This is a genomic window from Microlunatus sp. Gsoil 973 (assembly GCF_009707365.1).
Classification (GTDB): Bacteria; Actinomycetota; Actinomycetes; order Propionibacteriales; family Propionibacteriaceae; genus Microlunatus.
Window position 1 is genome coordinate 2,545,121 of record NZ_CP046122.1, and the last position, 15,196, is coordinate 2,560,316.

Genomic DNA, 15,196 nt, shown 5'->3' on the forward strand with positions numbered 1-15,196 from the left:
CCACCATGTCGTTGCTGATCGACCTCACCCCGCTCCGCCGGAGCGTTCCGTTCCGCAGGTTGTGGTGGGGACTCGGCATCTCCAACCTCGGCTCGCAACTGACCCAGGTCGCGGTGGGCCTGCAGGTCTACGCGATCACCGGATCCACCTTCGCTGTCGGCATTCTGGGACTGTGCGTGCTGGTGCCGCTGGTCGCCCTCGGCCTCTACGGCGGAGCACTGACCGACCTCTACGACCGTCGCAAGGTCGCCCTGATCGCCTCCTCGGGGCTGTGGATCATCTCCATCGCGCTGGCGGTGCAGGCCTGGCTCGGGGTGAGTTCGGTCTATCTGCTGTACGGCCTGGTCGCGCTGCAGTCCTGCGGCTTCGCGATCAACAATCCGGCACGGTCGGCGATCGTGCCGCGGCTGATCGACCCCGAGATGTTGCCGGCCGCGCAGGTGTTGCAGAACACCAACTTCAACATCGCGATGACGGTCGGCCCGCTGCTGGGTGCAGCGTTGTCGGCCTGGAACTTCGGGGCGGCGTACGGGTTGGACGTGATCTTCTTCACCGCAGCGTTGTGGGCGTTGTGGCGGCTGCCCGATCTGCCTCCGATCGGCGCCGAGGAGAGCCAGCCGGACCAATCACGGCGGCGTCCCCGGGCGCTCGGACTGCATTCGGTGCTTGAGGGGCTGCGCTATCTGGCCACCCGGCCCAATGTCCGGACCAGCTTCCTGGTCGACCTGATCGCGATGATCACGGCGATGCCGCGGGTGCTGTATCCGGCCGTCGGCGTGTTGTTCCTCGGTGGCGGTGCGACCACGACCGGTGCGCTCAACGCGGCCTTCGCGGTCGGCGCGGTGCTGGCCGGTCTGTTGTCCGGCCGGTTGGTGCAGATCCGGATGCAGGGCCGGGTGATCGCGGCCGCGATCATCGCGTACGGACTCTCGGTGGCGTTGTTCGGTCTGGTGCTGACCGTGACCGGTGACACATCGCCGAGCCGTACGCTGATCGTTCCGCTGATCTTCGCCGGGTTCTTCCTGTCCTGTGCCGGCGGCGCCGATTCGATCAGTTCGGTGTTCCGGAACACCCTGCTGCTCTCGGCCACCCCGGACGCGATGCGCGGTCGGTTGCAGGGCATCTTCATCGTCGTCGTTGCCGGCGGTCCACGGTTGGGCGACCTGCTGGTCGGCAGCTGGGCGGACTGGTGGGGCGAGAACCGGGCGGCGATGATCGGTGGCAGCCTGTGTGTGATCCTGATCATCGCCGCGATGGCCTGGCAACGCCGCTTCCTCGCCTACGACGCGGCCGACCCCCAACCCTGATCGGCACACTCCCGATCGGTAGCCGTCAACTTCCCGACGCCGCCCGCCGCGGCCGGGAGTTGGTCAAGGTGATCACCCGGGCGGCGGCACGGCGCGGCAGCCAGGTCGCGTCCGGTCGTGGTTCGACGGTCCGCCGCAGACCGGGGCGGGCCACCTCGACCGCGTCGAAGCCGGCCGCGCGGGACTGCACCAGGGCCATGAATGGATCGGCGAACGGCATCAGGTGGGTCAGCAGCAGGTGATCGACATCGGCATCGGAGGCCAGCCGGGCGACCTGCGCTGCATCGGACAGATACGGCGCATCCTCGGCAGGGACGCCCTCGGGGTAGCTCGCCTCGGCGATCAGCAGCCCGGCGTTCCTGGCCAGCTCGAGCCGGTCGCCACTGTCGCCGGAGTCGGCGGTGTAAGCCAACACGGCACCGTCGTCGGAGGTGATCCGGAAACCGAGAGTGAGAACGTGATGGCGCAGTTCGGCCGCCTGCACCGCCAGCGGCCCGAGCGTCACGCTGCCCGCGGCCACCGGTCGGACGTCGGCGCCGGCAGCCACCGAGGCCAACGGGTCGAGGGCGAGCACCGCGTCGACTGCACCGTGGGGTGCCAGCACCGGAAGCCGGTCGCAGTTCGCGCCGAGCACCCGGGAGCGCAACAGCGGATTCAGATCCGCGCAGTGATCGGGATGTCCGTGGCTGATCAGCACAGCGTCGACCGCTGCCGGTTCACAATGCCGGAGCAGTTCACCCAGCACGCCGTAACCGGGGTCGATCAGCAGCCGGAATCCGTCGTGTTCGACCAGATAACCCGAACAACCCTGCTCGGGACGCGGCCAGCCGCCCGATCCGCCCAACACCACCAGTTCCACAAAATCCTCCGCGCCGCACGAGCCCCGACACACCCTAATGCCTGCGACCTGCGCCCGAAAGGTCGTGAATCCGCAATTGTCCGGGCAGTTCGGCGGAGTTGATCTTGGTAACTGTCCGGCACGAGGACGCACGGTTCGGGCCGGGAGCCTGGCCGCATATCCGTTCCGCACACCGCGGTCCATAGAGTTGTCCGCATGCCCGCACGCACGTCCGACGTCCGCGGCAAGGACGTCGCCGCCCTGATCGATCAGCTCGGCGTGCTGGTCGACTGGCTGGCCGGTCTGTCGGAGCAGGAGTTCGGCTCACCGACCGTGCTGCCCGCATGGGATGTCCGCACCCTCACCGGGCATCTCCTGCTGATCGCCGACGGCTTCGCCGGCATCCTCGACCGGGCCCTTGCCGACCGCCGACCGGCGGGCCGTCCGCTGCCGGCAGCGATCCTGGTCACCAGGTACCGGCGCGAAGTCGACGACATCGCCGAGGCCACCGCGGCCCGGACCGCGGACAAGCCCCACGATCAACTTCTGGCCGAGCTGCGGGCGGCGGCCGGACGACTCGACGGTCTGCTGGCCTCGCCGCTGCTGCCGTCCACCATCCAGACCCCGCGCGGGCCCGGCCGTCTCGCCGAATTCGTCCGGACGAGAGTGGTCGATGTCGTCGTACACAGTGATGATCTGAACCGGTCGCTTCCCGGGCGTCAGCCGGTGCCGATCGGGCGCCGGCCGCTGGCGATCGCCTGCCGGACGTTGGCCGACCTGCTGGCCGAACAACACCCCGGCAAGTCCGTCGAGGTGCGGGTGCCGCCGTACGCGGCCGTCCAGTGCGGCATCGGGCCGGAGGGCCCCTCGCACACGCGCGGCACGCCACCGAATGTGGTGGAGACCGATCCGCTGACCTTCCTCCGGCTGGCGACCGGCCGGATGTCCTGGAGCGACGCCCGGGCGGCGGGCGCGGTGTCGGCCAGCGGTCAACGGGCCGACCTGTCCGCCATCCTGCCGGTGCTGAGCTAGCTGTTCTGTGGGGCCGTCATTTGTGGATGACGATCTTGTCGCCCTTACGCAGGTAGGCCAGTACGATTCGCATCTTCTTCTTGCTGATCGACACACACCCTGCGGTCGGGCCGTCACCGTTGACGTGCAGGAAGATCCCGGCGCCGCGATGCCGGACTGCCGGCCAGCGGTTGTAGTTGATCACGATCGCGTAGTCGTACTGTCCGGGGTAGGAGGCCAATCGTTCGCTGCTGTTCGCATTCGACGGCGGCAGCCACCAACGGAAGCCACCCCGACTCTTGTTCCGGTACTGGTTGTAGTAGTCGCTCTTGTTGTCCTCGACCCAGTAGTCACCGGATTTCACGTGACGATAGGGAATCCAGGATCCCGGGTTCTTCCTGATTCCGAACGCCTGCGACATCGTGTAGCTGCCAAGCGGAGTCTTCCCTGTGCCCTGTTTGCGCTTGTCCCCAGCGATCGTCCCGCTGTAGCCCAGCCGGGACTTGGTGGCTCGGAACATCCGTTGGAAAGAGCAGGCCTTGCCGTTGATCCGTACGTAGAACCGGGTGTCGGCGTAGGTCTTGGACCGCTGGTTGACGATCAGCACGGTGCGCCGGCTCTTGCCCACCGTGACCTTGACGCCGTTGAGCCTCCTGGTGCAGGTCTGCCAGCCCTTGCCGTACTTCGGTGACGACGCCGAGATGTCAGCCGCTGCCGCAGCGGGCGGGCCGATCACCGCTGCGCCCAGCGTCGCCCCCAGCACAGTAGTCAGCAGGACTGCCACGACCCTGCGGAGCGTGTTCCTCATCGTCACTGTCTCCCATCGTTGCCCGGCCCCGATGGGCCGACGTTACAGAACGGGCAGCAGGCGCTCCAGCTCGAACTCGGTGACCTGCTTGAGATGATCGGCGAATTCTGCCTTCTTGTTGCGCAGGAAGAAATCGAAAACGTGGTCGCCGAGGGTTTCCGCGACCAATTCCGAGCCCTCCATCTCCCGGATCGCCTCGTCCAGGTTCTGCGGCAACGGCTTGATACCCATCGCCCGCCGTTCCCGCTCGGTGAGTGACCAGACGTCGTCCTCGGCGCCCTCGGGGAGTTCGTACTCCCCGTTGATCCCGGCCAGGCCGGCCGACAGGACGACGGCGAAGGCGAGGTAGGGGTTGCAGCCGGAGTCGAGCGACCGCAACTCGATCCGCGCCGAGGCGCCCTTGTTGGGCTTGTACATCGGCACCCTGACCAGGGCCGAGCGGTTGTTGCGGCCCCAGCAGATGTGCCCCGGCGCCTCCCCGCCGGCCGCGATCCGCCGGTAGGAGTTGACCCACTGGTTGGTCACCGCGCTGATCTCGGCGGAGTGTTGCAGGATGCCGGCGATGAAGTGCCGGGCGACCTTGGACAGGTGGTTCTCCGCGCTGGCGTCGTAGAAGACGTTGGTGTCGCCCTCGAAGAGCGACATGTGGGTGTGCATGGCCGAACCCGGATACTCGGTGAACGGCTTGGGCATGAAGGAGGCGTGGATGCCTTGGCTCAGGGCGACCTCCTTGACCACCACCCGGAAGGTCATCAGGTTGTCGGCCATGCTCAGTGCGTCGGCGTACCGGAGATCGATCTCCTGCTGGCCGGGCGCTCCCTCGTGGTGGGAGAACTCGACGGAGATGCCCATCTGCTCGAGCATGGTGATCGCCTCGCGGCGGAAGTCGCTGCCGACACTTTGCGGTGTGTGGTCGAAGTAGCCGCTACTGTCCACCGGCTCGGGACGGACACCGGGGGTCAGCGGATCCTTGAACAGGAAGAACTCGACCTCGGGATGGGTGTAGAAGGTGAACCCGAGATCGGCGGCCTTGTTCATCGCCCGCTTCAGCACGAATCGCGGATCGGCATAGGACGGCGACCCGTCGGGCATCTGGATGTCGCAGAACATCCGGGCGGTCGCCGGCTTCTGGTCCCGCCAGGGCAGCACCTGGAAGGTGGACGGATCGGGCCGGGCAACCATGTCGGCCTCGTACACCCGGGCGAAGCCCTCGATCGCCGAACCGTCGAACCCGATCCCCTCGTCGAAGGCACCCTCGAGTTCGGCCGGGGCGATCGCCACCGACTTGAGGAAACCCAGCACGTCTGTGAACCAGAGGCGTACGAACCGGACGTCGCGCTCCTCGATGGCCCGCAGCACGAACTCCGTCTGCTTATCCATAGGGCTGAGTCTGCCGGTTCTGTGTTTCAGACGGATGACGGGGGCAGGGTGTGTCTCGCCGGATCGGCCCCGCATGCCGTCCGGAAGGTCAAACTTCGACCCTGCGGCTGGTTTCCGCGCCGATTTCGGGCCGCACGATCAAACTTTGACCTTGCGATTGAGGTGGGTGTGGGTGAGCCTTACTCGATCGGCCTGTGATCGCGCCAGGTCCGTTCGAAGGGCAGCCGCCAGGCGTGTGGGGCGATCAACTGGTGGATCGCATTCGGCCCCCAGGAGCCCTGCGGGTAGGGCTTGACGGGCGGCGGCATCCGCAGCAGGTATTCCGAGCGTTCCCACAGCGCCTCGATGCCCTCGGCGGTGGTGAACAGGGTGTGGTCGCCACGCATGGCATCCAGCAGCAGTCGCTCGTACGCCTCGAGTACGTCGGCGGCACGGTCGGTCTCGTCGGTGGAGAACTGCATCGACAGTTTGTCCAGCCGCATTCCCGGCCCGGGTCGCTTGCCGTAGAAGGACAACGACACCTTCGACTCGTCGGCCAGGTCGAAGGTGAGGTGGTCCGGACCCTGCGCACCCACCCCCGATCCGCCGGGGAACATCGATTTCGGGGCCTCCTTGAAGGCGATCGAGATGATCCGCTGCCCCTCGGCCATCCGCTTGCCGGTACGCAGGTAGAACGGGACGCCGGCCCAGCGCCAGTTGTCGATGCCGACCCTGAGGGCGATGAAGGTCTCCGTCTCGGAGTCGCGGGCGACCCCTTCCTCGCTGCGATAGCCCATGTACTGGCCGCGGACCACTGCTGCCGGATCGATCGGCTCCATCGATCGGAAGACCTTGTTCTTCTCCTCGCTGATCGCGCGGGGTTCCAGTGCGGTCGGCGTCTCCATCGCCACGAAGGCCAGCACCTGGAACAGGTGGGTGACCACCATGTCCTTGTACGCCCCGGTGGCCTCGTAGAAGTTCGCCCGGCGGTCGAGTCCAAGGGTCTCGGGGATATCGATCTGCACGTGGTCGATGAAGTTGCGGTTCCAGATGGGCTCGAACAGGCCGTTGGCGAACCGGAAGGCCAGGATGTTGAGTGCGGCCTCCTTGCCCAGGAAGTGGTCGATCCGGAAGATCTGGTTCTCGTCGAAGGTCTCGTGCACCTGATTGTTCAGCTTGATCGCGCTGGCCAGGTCTGTGCCGAACGGCTTCTCCATGATCACCCGCGAGCGCTCCACCAGATCGGCGTCGCGCAGGGTCTTGATCACCGCTGGTGCCGCGGCCGGCGGAACACTCAGGTAGTGCATCCGCCGGGCGTCTCCGCCGAGTCGCTCCTCGGCCGCCTTGACAGCGGCGGCCAACCCCTCCGGTCCTGCCGAGGTCGGGACGTAGCTGAGCTTGTCGGCGAACCGGAACCACTGCTCCTTCTCCAACTGCCGGTGGCTGAATTCGCGGATCGCCTGGGACGCCAGCTTGCGGAACCCCTCATCGTCCATCTCCTCCAGCGAAGTGCCCACCACCTCGATGTCGGGGACCAGCTCCGACAACGACAGATGCGCCAGGCCGGGCAGCAGCTTGCGTTTGGCCAGGTCGCCGCTTGCCCCGAACAGCACGATCACGTGCGGATTGACCGGCTGATCGTCCCGGAGGATGGGAACCGAGCCCGGTGCCGGGTAGGCGATGGTCTGGGGGGAATTCGCATCGGTCACATCTCCGATGCTGCCACCGTCGGAGCGAAATACCTATCGCCGAAGCCGGCGCCGAAGCCGGCCCGGCCGGCCGATGCGGTCAGGTCGGCATGTCCGGGTCCGGCGCCATCAGGTCAGGCGCCGGGACTGTAGGCCGGCAGCCCAACAGGCCGACCCGGCCGCCGCCAGGGTGAGGACAAGGACCACAACGGTCTGCGGCAGATGTCCGTGGTCGGCCGACACGGTGATCACGTCGGTGAGCAGCCGGACCGGAGGGATCCTCGGGACCGCGACCATCCCGATGCTGATCGCCAGGCCGAGGACGAACACCGTCGACTGCCGTTCCACCAATGGCCTGGTCAGCCAGGATCCGATGGCCGTCCCGGTGGCCGCCGCGGCCAGTTGGGTCAGCAGGGCCATGATCACCATCGGCGTGTCCGGTGCCGACGGCGCCCGCAGCCAGGCATAGCCCAGGGACAACGGCAGCGGCGCGATCGAGGCGACGAAGGAGGTGGCCGACAGCATCAACCGGTAGCCGGCGGTGCCGCCGTAGTGCAGCGCGTGGGTCCCGGCCTGCACCGGATCCTCTCCCCGGAAGGTCGCGATGGCCATCCAGGTGGCGATCGGCACCAGCACCGCCGCGCCGATGTTCAGCGAGTCGACGGCCGGCGCGCCGGACACGTACCCGATGGAGATGATCAACAGGAACGTCACCCAGACCGGCGGCCATGACAGGAACGGTGCGCATCGTGCCGCGGTGTAGACCATCACGCTAATCGTGCGCATCGGCCCGCACTCCGATGATCGACCAGCCGGCGGCCAGCAGATCGGCCAGCAGCCGGTCGCGGTCCGCGTCGGCCACCTCGAAGGTGCGCCGACCGGCCCGGCCCACTGCGTCGATGCGATAACTCGCCTCCGCCCGGCTCGCCGGCTCGACCGGCGCCAGCCGGCCGGAGCTCAGGCTCAGCCGCTGGTCGTAGCCGTTGCCGCCGGCCTCGTGGTCGGCGATGATCACGGTCGACCCTGCCGCGGTCACCGAACGGACGAGTTGATCAAGAACCGGTCCACCGCTGTCGTCCAGTCCGGCCCGCGGCTCGTCGAGCACGATCAGGTCGGAATCGGAGAGGAAGGCCTGGGCGATGCCGACCTTGCGCAGATTGCCCGTGCTCAGCGCGCCGAGCCTCGCGCTGGGGGCAGGGGCAAGATCAACCAGTTCGAGCAGGTCGGCCGACCGGTGCCGGGCCGCCGCCGGAGTCAGCCCGCGGATCCGGCCGAGGTGCCCGAGATAGTCGACGGCGCGCATCAACGGCGGCGGCGCGAACGCCGCCGGAAGGTAGCCGACCCGGGACGGAATTCCGGTCACCGTTCCGGAGGTCGGCACCGACACGCCTGCGAGGATGCGCAGCAGGGTTGACTTTCCCGACCCGTTGCTCCCCAGCACGGCCGTCCGACTGCCCCGGGGCAGCCGGACACTGACCTGGTCAAGGACCAGGCGTCGCCGGTAACGCTTCGACACCTCCCGCAGCAGCAGGTCCCCGGATCGATCGCGCACGGATGCCAGGCTAGTAGGTCAGGGTGGCAGCGATCGGCACGCCTGCCCGATAGGCCAGGTGCCGGTAATCCGGGGCGTCGAGGACGGCGAGATCGCTCCGGCAGCCGATAGCGATCCGCCCGATGTCGTTGCGACGCAGGGATCGTGCCGATCCCAGGGTGGCTGCACGGATCGCCTCCTCGACCGTCATCCGCAGTTCCCTGACGGCCAGCGCGACGACGAATGGCATCGATGTGGAGTAGCAGGTGCCGGGATTGCAGTCGGTGGCCAGGGCGACGCAGACCCCGGCGTCGATCAGCCGGCGAACGTCCGGGTACGGCGACCGCGTGGAGAACTCCACCCCGGGCAGCAGGGTCGCCACCGTCTCGCTGTCGGCAAGGGCTGCGACGTCGTCCTCGGTCAGCCAGGTGCAGTGATCAACACTCGCGGCGCCCGACTCGACGGCAAGCCGGACCCCGGGGCCGGGGCCCAGTTGGTTGCCGTGGACGCGCGGGGTCAGTCCGGCCTTGATCCCGGCCTGCAGGATCCGGCGCCCTTCGTCCTCGGTGAAGGCATGCGGACTGTGCGGTTCGCAGAACACGTCTATCCACCGTGCGTACGGCCGGCACGCCTCGAGCATCTCCCCGGTGATCAACTCCAGGTAGTCGGCGCGGTCGGTGTGCGGTGGTACGACGTGGGCCCCGAGGAAGGTCACCTCATCGGTGGATTCGGCGGCGATCCGCAAGATCCGTTCCTCGTCGGCGACGGTCAGCCCATAGCCGCTCTTGATCTCCACCGTCGTCGTCCCCTGGCGTCTGGCCTCGGCAAGCCGCGCCCGGACGCGTACCCGAAGTTCGTCGTCGGAGGCCGCTCGGGTCGCGGCCACCGTGGCGGCGATGCCACCGCCGTCGTAGGGCTGACCGGCCATCCGGGCCGCGAACTCGTTCGCGCGGTCACCGGCGAAGACCAGATGGGTGTGGCTGTCGACGAAGCCCGGCAGCACACAACGGCCGCCGACGTCGACCGCCTGGTCGGCCTCCGGCGCCCGCCCGGCAGGCCCGACCCAGCGGAGTCGATCATCCTCGATGATCACCGCACCGTCGGTGATCACCGCCAGTTCCCCCCTCGGCATGATCGATGGCCGGTTCGTTGGTGACCAGCTGACCTATGCCGGTGACCACAGTGCTGGTCACGACTCCTCCAACAACGATGAGATCGCATCGTCCAGCATCCGGGCGACGTCGCCGAGCCGATGTCGATGATCATCGACGACGACCCGGCCATCGATGATCACGGTTCGCACATCGGCAGCTGCGGCGGCGAAGATCACCTGGTCGGGGGATCCGCCCGCGGTGCGCACCGAGTCGGTGGTGACCGCGACCAGGTCCGCCCGGGAGCCGACGGCCAGCAGACCGGCGTCCGGCCAGCCGAGGCTGTCGTGACGGGTGCCCATCATGATCAACTGTTCCGGCGTGAAGCATCCTCGACGGCCGGTCGCCAGACGCTGGTCCAGCTCGACCGCACGCATCTCCGCGAACGGGTCGATCATCGCGTGCTGGTCGGTGCCGAGGCTGAGCGGTGAGCCGGCGGCGGCCAGTGCGCGGGAAGGTCCGATGCCGTCCGCGAGGTCCCGCTCCGTGGTGGGACACAGGCAGCAGGTCGTACCGGTCGCGCCGAGCAGGGCGATGTCGCTCTCGGTCAGGTGGGTTGCATGGACGGCCGTGGTCCGCGGCCCGAGTACGCCATGATCGGACACCAGTTCCGTAGGGGTCCGGCCGTAGTAGGCGGTACACGCGTCGTTCTCGGCCGGTTGTTCGGACAGGTGGAGGTGCAGCGGCCGATCAGCGACACCGTCGATGACCACTGCGAACAGATCCGCAGGGACGGCACGGATCGAGTGGATCGCGGCGCCGATCCGGAGGTTGTCGTCCGCGACAAGATCGGCGAACCGGGCGGCCCAGCCGTCGGCGTCCCGGTCGCCGAACCGGCGTTGCACACCCTGCAACGGCGTGTGGCCGCGGGCGTCAAGCCCGCCACTGAGGTAGCAGGTGTCGAGCAGCGTCAGTCGCACGCCGGCTTCGCAGGCGGCCTGGCGGAGCGCCTGGGCCATCGCGTTGGGGTCGGCGTAATGCTTCCCGTCGCGATCATGATGCAGGTAGTGGAACTCCCCGACTGTGGTGATTCCGGCGAGTGCCATCTCGGCGAAGGTCGCACGGGCCAAGGCCAGGTAGCTATCCGGATCGAGCCGGCCGGCGACCGCGTACATCGCATGGCGCCAGGCCCAGAAACTCCGTCCGTCCTGTGCCCTGGCACGCAGGGCCCGGTGGAAGGCGTGGCTGTGGCAGTTGGCGAAACCCGGCATCGCGACTCCGGGCAGCCGGTGCGCATCGCCGGGATCGGTGTCGGCGGTGACCCTGCTCCAGCGACCGGCCGTCTCCTCCAGGAGGACATTCGTCGCGATCCCGTCCGGCAGCTTCGCGTACGCCGACCAGTAGCGCGTCATCTGGTCGCCGCCCACCCCTCCTGCATCGGGATCCGGATGTCCTGGGCCGCCGCGGTGTCCTCGGCCAGGTCGTAGCCCGCGTCGACATGCCGGATGATGCCCATCGCCGGGTCGTTGGTCAGCACCCGGGCGAGTTTCTGTGCCGCCAACGGCGTGCCGTCGGCGACCGTCACCTGCCCGGCGTGTTGGGAGCGGCCGATGCCGACTCCCCCACCGTGGTGGATCGACACCCAGGTGGCCCCGGAGGCGGTGTTGACCAGGGCGTTCAGCAGCGGCCAGTCGGCGATCGCGTCGGAGCCGTCGATCATGCCCTCGGTCTCGCGATACGGAGAGGCCACCGAGCCGGTGTCCAGATGATCACGACCGATCACGATCGGCGCAGTGATCTTCCCGGAGGCGACAAGATCGTTGAAGGCCAGCCCGGCCTTGTCGCGTTCGCCCTGACCCAACCAGCAGATCCGTGCGGGCAGTCCCTGGAAGGCGATCCGCCGCTGGGCGCCAGTGATCCAGGTGTGCAGTCTTCGGTTGTCGGGGAACAGGTCGAGAACGGCCCTGTCGGTGACCGCGATGTCGGCCGGATCACCGGACAGCGCAACCCAGCGGAAGGGTCCCCTGCCCTCGCAGAACAGCGGCCGGATGTAGGCGGGGACGAATCCGGGAAAGTCGAAGGCCCGGTCGTAACCGGCCTTGCGTGCCTCGTCCCGGATGGAGTTGCCGTAGTCGAAGACCTCCGCACCATGATCACCGAACTCCACCATCGCGCGGACCTGTTTGGCCATCGAGGCACGGGCCCGTTCGGTGAACTCCTCCGGCTTGGTTTCGGCATAGTCGTGCCAGTCGTCCAGGCCGACGTCCTCGGGCAGGTAGCTGAGCGGATCGTGGGCGCTGGTCTGGTCGGTGACGATGTCGATCTCGACGCCGCGCCGCACCAGTTCGGGGAAGATCGATGCGGCGTTGCCGACCACGCCGACCGACCAGGCCCGATGGTCCTGTTTGGCGCGCAACGCCACGTCGACCGCGCTGTCAAGATCATCAGCGATCTCGTCCAGGTAGCGGTGATGCGCCCGGCGTTGCAACCGGGAGGGGTCCACATCCACGATCAGGCAGGCGCCACCGTTCAGGGTCACCGCGAGCGGCTGCGCACCACCCATGCCGCCGCAGCCCCCGGTCAGGGTCAGCGTGCCGGCCAAGGTACCGCCGAACCTCTTCTCCGCAACGGCGGCGAAGGTCTCGTACGTCCCCTGGACGATCCCTTGGGTGCCGATGTAGATCCAGGATCCGGCGGTCATCTGGCCGTACATCGTCAGGCCGAGCCGTTCCAGTCGGCGGAACTCGGGCCAGGTCGCCCAGTCGGCGACCAGGTTGGAGTTGGCGATCAGCACCCGGGGCGCCCACTCGTGGGTCTGCAACACTCCGACCGGCCGGCCGGACTGGACGATCATGGTCTCTTCCGGACCCAACGTTGTCAGGGTCCTGACCATCGCGTCGAAGGACCGCCAGTCCCGGGCGGCGCGGCCGGTGCCGCCGTACACCACAAGATCATCCGGTCGCTCGGCCACCTCGGGATCAAGATTGTTCTGCAGCATCCGCAGCGGTGCCTCGGTGCTCCAGGACCGTGCGGTCAGCGTGGAACCGCGAGGGCTGCGGACCTGGCGTGCGCCTTCCATGATCACTCCTTGGCTGGTGTGCGGTGTCAGTTGAGTTCGCCGATGACGATCTCGGCGGCCCGGACCGGACCGCCGGACCGGACGAATTCTCTGGCCCGCTCGATCTCCGGTGCCAGGAACCTGTCCGGTCCGGGGCCGCCGACCCGTTCCCGCAGCGCCGCGATCACCGCGCCGGTCGCCGGCGCCGACCGCAGCGGGGCGCGCAGTTCGATGCCACGGGCTGCGGTCAGCAGTTCGATCGCCAGCACCCGGGTGAGGCCGTCGATCGAGCGGCGCAGCTTGCGGGCCGCCGACCAGCCCATCGACACGTGGTCCTCCTGCATCGCGCTGCTCGGGATCGAGTCGACCGAGGCGGGTACCGCCAGGCGCTTCAGCTCGGCGACGACCGCGGCCTGGGTGTACTGGGCGATCATGTGTCCGGAGTCGACGCCGGGATCGTCGGCCAGGAAGGCGGGCAGGCCGTTGTTGCGGGCGACGTCGAGGAACCGGTCGGTACGGCGCTCGCTCATCCCGGCAACGTCGGCCGCCGCGATCGCCAGGAAGTCCAGGACGTAGCCGAGCGGGGCGCCGTGGAAGTTGCCGTTGGACTCCACGCGGCCGTCGACGGTGATCACCGGGTTGTCGATCGCCGCCTCCAACTCCCGCGAGGCCACGGCAGCGGAATGGTCCAGCGTGTCCCGGGCCGCGCCGTGTACCTGCGGCGCGCAACGCAGCGAGTACGCGTCTTGCACCCGGGTGCACGCGCCGGGGTCACGATGGGAATCCCGGATCGGGCTGTCTGCCAGCATCCGGCGCAGATTGCCGGCGCTGGCCGCCTGGCCGGGGTGGGGGCGCAGCCGCTGAAGATCATCGGCGAAGACGTCGTCGGTGCCGAGCAGACCCTCGACACTCATCGCGGCCGCGACATCGGCGGTGATCAACAACCGGCGCAGGTCGGCAACGGCCAGGATCAACATGCCGAGCATGCCGTCAGTGCCGTTGATCAGCGCAAGACCCTCCTTCTCGGCGAGTTGCACGGGTTCGATGTCGTACAACTCGAGGGCGGTGCGGGCATCGAGCAGCTCTCCGTCGGTGTTACGCAGCGCGCCATCGCCGGTGATCGCCAGGGCGCAGTGGGCCAGCGGAGCAAGATCACCGGAGCATCCCAGTGATCCGTACTCGTGCACCAGCGGGGTCAGCCCGGCGTTGAGCAGGTCCGCGTAGCGGTCGGCGATCAGCGGGCGGACACCGGTCCGACCGGTGCACAAGGTGCGCAGCCGCAACAGCATCAGGGCGCGGACCACTTCGGTCTCGACCTCCGGTCCGGATCCCGCCGCGTGTGACCTGATCAGACTGCGCTGCAACTGTACGCGGCGATCGGCGGGAATGTGCCGGGTGGCCAAGGCACCGAAACCCGTCGACACCCCATAGTGCGGGACCGGGTCACCGGCCAGCGATTCCACGACGGCCCGACTGGCGGCCATGGCCCGCCGGGCCGCCTCGTCGATCCGTACCGGGGCGTACTCGCGGGCAACCACCGCCACGTCGTCGAAGGAGAGCCGGCCGGCGCCGATGATGATCTCCGACATACCGCCATTGAAGTTCCGGGCAACCCCGGTGCGGCAGACCCGGCGACCGTTAGCTGTCTCGGATCCGAGACAAGTCCGGGCGTCGGCGGCACAATGGTCGGATGGCCAACGCACCGGCGGCGGCACAGGCGCTGGCCGTGCTGCAACTCCTCGGTCGCCACGCCGACCCGCTGCCCGCCGCGACCATCGCGCGGGAACTCGGCCTGCCCCGCTCGTCGACATATCACCTGCTCGCCGTGCTCAGCGAGGCCGGCTTCGTCAGCCATCTCGAGGACGACCGGCGCTGGGGGCTCGGCGTTGCCGCCTACGAGCTCGGATCCGCCTATTCCCGGCAGGCACCGCTGCAGCGCCTGGCGCGCCCGGTGCTGCGGCAGTTGGTCGACGTCACCACCCACACCGGGCACCTGGTGGTGCTGCACGGCACCGATGTGCTCTATGTGATCGAGGAACGCGCGCCCGGTCGGCCATCGCTGGTGACCGATGTCGGCGTCCGGTTGCCGGCCCAGCTGACCGCCTCCGGGCTGGCCGTCCTGGCAGCCCTGCCTCATCGGCAGGTACGTGCGTTGTTCAGCTCGCCGGAGGATTTCGTGGTGCGGCACGGTGGCGGACCCCGTTCGCTGACCTCGTTGCGGGCGGAGTTGTCGACGGTACGTCGCCGGGGATACGCGACCGAGGACGACCTGATCACTCCCGGCCTCTCGTCGGTCGGCGCGGCGGTGCGCGAACACACCGGCCATCCGGTCGCCGGCATCGCCGTGACCTATCCGCGTGAGGTCCTCGGTGCTGCCGATCACGAGGAACTCGTGGCGGCGGTGATCACTGCGGCGGACGCGCTGACCCATCGCCTTGGTGGCCACTGAATCGGATCAGGTCTAGTTTGTCCTCACCAACGTGCTCGGGGGACGCACTCGAAGAG

Annotated in this window: 13 protein-coding genes; 3 read left to right on the plus strand and 10 right to left on the minus strand. The window is 68.3% G+C overall.

The annotated features are described in order from the left end of the window. Window positions 1-5: 5 nt before the first annotated feature. On the plus strand, window positions 6-1,307 hold the full coding sequence (locus GJV80_RS11925) for an MFS transporter (RefSeq protein WP_154688085.1): 1,302 nt from the start codon (window positions 6-8) through the stop codon (window positions 1,305-1,307). A 25-nt stretch (window positions 1,308-1,332) separates the two neighbouring features. On the opposite strand, the gene GJV80_RS11930 is transcribed toward GJV80_RS11925, so the two are convergent. After that, window positions 1,333-2,166, minus strand: coding sequence for an MBL fold metallo-hydrolase (locus GJV80_RS11930; protein ID WP_154688086.1), 834 nt, complete (start codon window positions 2,164-2,166; stop codon window positions 1,333-1,335). Between the two features lie 195 nt (window positions 2,167-2,361). On the opposite strand from GJV80_RS11930, the gene GJV80_RS11935 reads away from it, so the two are divergent. Further along, entirely contained in the window at window positions 2,362-3,177 is an 816-nt protein-coding gene (locus GJV80_RS11935) for a sterol carrier family protein (RefSeq protein WP_154688087.1), read from the plus strand. Between the two features lie 16 nt (window positions 3,178-3,193). Here the strand turns inward: GJV80_RS11935 and GJV80_RS11940 are convergent, their stop codons facing one another. The 9 genes from GJV80_RS11940 to hutH form a co-directional block, all read right to left on the minus strand. Further along, window positions 3,194-3,964: a L,D-transpeptidase gene (locus GJV80_RS11940; RefSeq protein WP_154688088.1), complete on the minus strand. Its 771-nt coding sequence runs from the start codon at window positions 3,962-3,964 to the stop codon at window positions 3,194-3,196. 42 nt (window positions 3,965-4,006) lie between these two features. Beyond that, on the minus strand, window positions 4,007-5,344 hold the full coding sequence (locus GJV80_RS11945) for a glutamine synthetase family protein (protein ID WP_154688089.1): 1,338 nt from the start codon (window positions 5,342-5,344) through the stop codon (window positions 4,007-4,009). Window positions 5,345-5,523: 179 nt separating this feature from the next. After that, window positions 5,524-7,032, minus strand: a complete 1,509-nt coding sequence (gene zwf / locus GJV80_RS11950; protein WP_230207606.1) for a glucose-6-phosphate dehydrogenase — start codon at window positions 7,030-7,032, stop codon at window positions 5,524-5,526. Window positions 7,033-7,140: 108 nt separating this feature from the next. Continuing rightward, window positions 7,141-7,797 (minus strand): hypothetical protein, encoded by a 657-nt coding sequence (locus GJV80_RS11955; RefSeq protein WP_154688091.1) that lies wholly within the window; start codon window positions 7,795-7,797, stop codon window positions 7,141-7,143. Beyond that, window positions 7,784-8,563, minus strand: a complete 780-nt coding sequence (locus GJV80_RS11960) for an ATP-binding cassette domain-containing protein (protein ID WP_154688092.1) — start codon at window positions 8,561-8,563, stop codon at window positions 7,784-7,786. Before GJV80_RS11960 ends, GJV80_RS11955 begins: the two co-directional genes overlap by 14 nt. Window positions 8,564-8,573: 10 nt before the next feature. Next, window positions 8,574-9,674, minus strand: a complete 1,101-nt coding sequence (hutI, locus tag GJV80_RS11965; protein WP_230207607.1) for an imidazolonepropionase — start codon at window positions 9,672-9,674, stop codon at window positions 8,574-8,576. 57 nt (window positions 9,675-9,731) lie between these two features. Then, window positions 9,732-11,045: a formimidoylglutamate deiminase gene (locus GJV80_RS11970; protein ID WP_154688093.1), complete on the minus strand. Its 1,314-nt coding sequence runs from the start codon at window positions 11,043-11,045 to the stop codon at window positions 9,732-9,734. Continuing rightward, the gene (locus GJV80_RS11975) at window positions 11,042-12,712 is read right to left on the minus strand and encodes a urocanate hydratase (protein ID WP_154688094.1); all 1,671 of its coding nucleotides are present in this window, start codon (window positions 12,710-12,712) and stop codon (window positions 11,042-11,044) included. Before GJV80_RS11975 ends, GJV80_RS11970 begins: the two co-directional genes overlap by 4 nt. A 26-nt stretch (window positions 12,713-12,738) precedes the next feature. After that, window positions 12,739-14,280: a histidine ammonia-lyase gene (gene hutH / locus GJV80_RS11980; RefSeq protein ID WP_154688095.1), complete on the minus strand. Its 1,542-nt coding sequence runs from the start codon at window positions 14,278-14,280 to the stop codon at window positions 12,739-12,741. Between the two features lie 101 nt (window positions 14,281-14,381). Here hutH and GJV80_RS11985 point away from each other — a divergent pair, with 101 nt between their 5' ends. Next, on the plus strand, window positions 14,382-15,140 hold the full coding sequence (locus tag GJV80_RS11985) for an IclR family transcriptional regulator (RefSeq protein ID WP_154688096.1): 759 nt from the start codon (window positions 14,382-14,384) through the stop codon (window positions 15,138-15,140). Window positions 15,141-15,196: the final 56 nt, after the last annotated feature.

Coding starts and splice junctions, on each gene's coding strand:
- GJV80_RS11925 (WP_154688085.1), top strand. CDS start 6: ATGTCGTTGCTGATCGACCTCACCCCGCTCCGCCGGAGCGTTCCGTTC.
- GJV80_RS11935 (WP_154688087.1), top strand. CDS start 2,362: ATGCCCGCACGCACGTCCGACGTCCGCGGCAAGGACGTCGCCGCCCTG.
- GJV80_RS11940 (WP_154688088.1), bottom strand. CDS start 3,964: ATGAGGAACACGCTCCGCAGGGTCGTGGCAGTCCTGCTGACTACTGTG.
- GJV80_RS11945 (WP_154688089.1), bottom strand. CDS start 5,344: ATGGATAAGCAGACGGAGTTCGTGCTGCGGGCCATCGAGGAGCGCGAC.
- GJV80_RS11955 (WP_154688091.1), bottom strand. CDS start 7,797: ATGCGCACGATTAGCGTGATGGTCTACACCGCGGCACGATGCGCACCG.
- hutI (WP_230207607.1), bottom strand. CDS start 9,674: ATGCCGAGGGGGGAACTGGCGGTGATCACCGACGGTGCGGTGATCATC.
- GJV80_RS11970 (WP_154688093.1), bottom strand. CDS start 11,045: ATGACGCGCTACTGGTCGGCGTACGCGAAGCTGCCGGACGGGATCGCG.
- GJV80_RS11975 (WP_154688094.1), bottom strand. CDS start 12,712: ATGGAAGGCGCACGCCAGGTCCGCAGCCCTCGCGGTTCCACGCTGACC.
- hutH (WP_154688095.1), bottom strand. CDS start 14,280: ATGTCGGAGATCATCATCGGCGCCGGCCGGCTCTCCTTCGACGACGTG.
- GJV80_RS11985 (WP_154688096.1), top strand. CDS start 14,382: ATGGCCAACGCACCGGCGGCGGCACAGGCGCTGGCCGTGCTGCAACTC.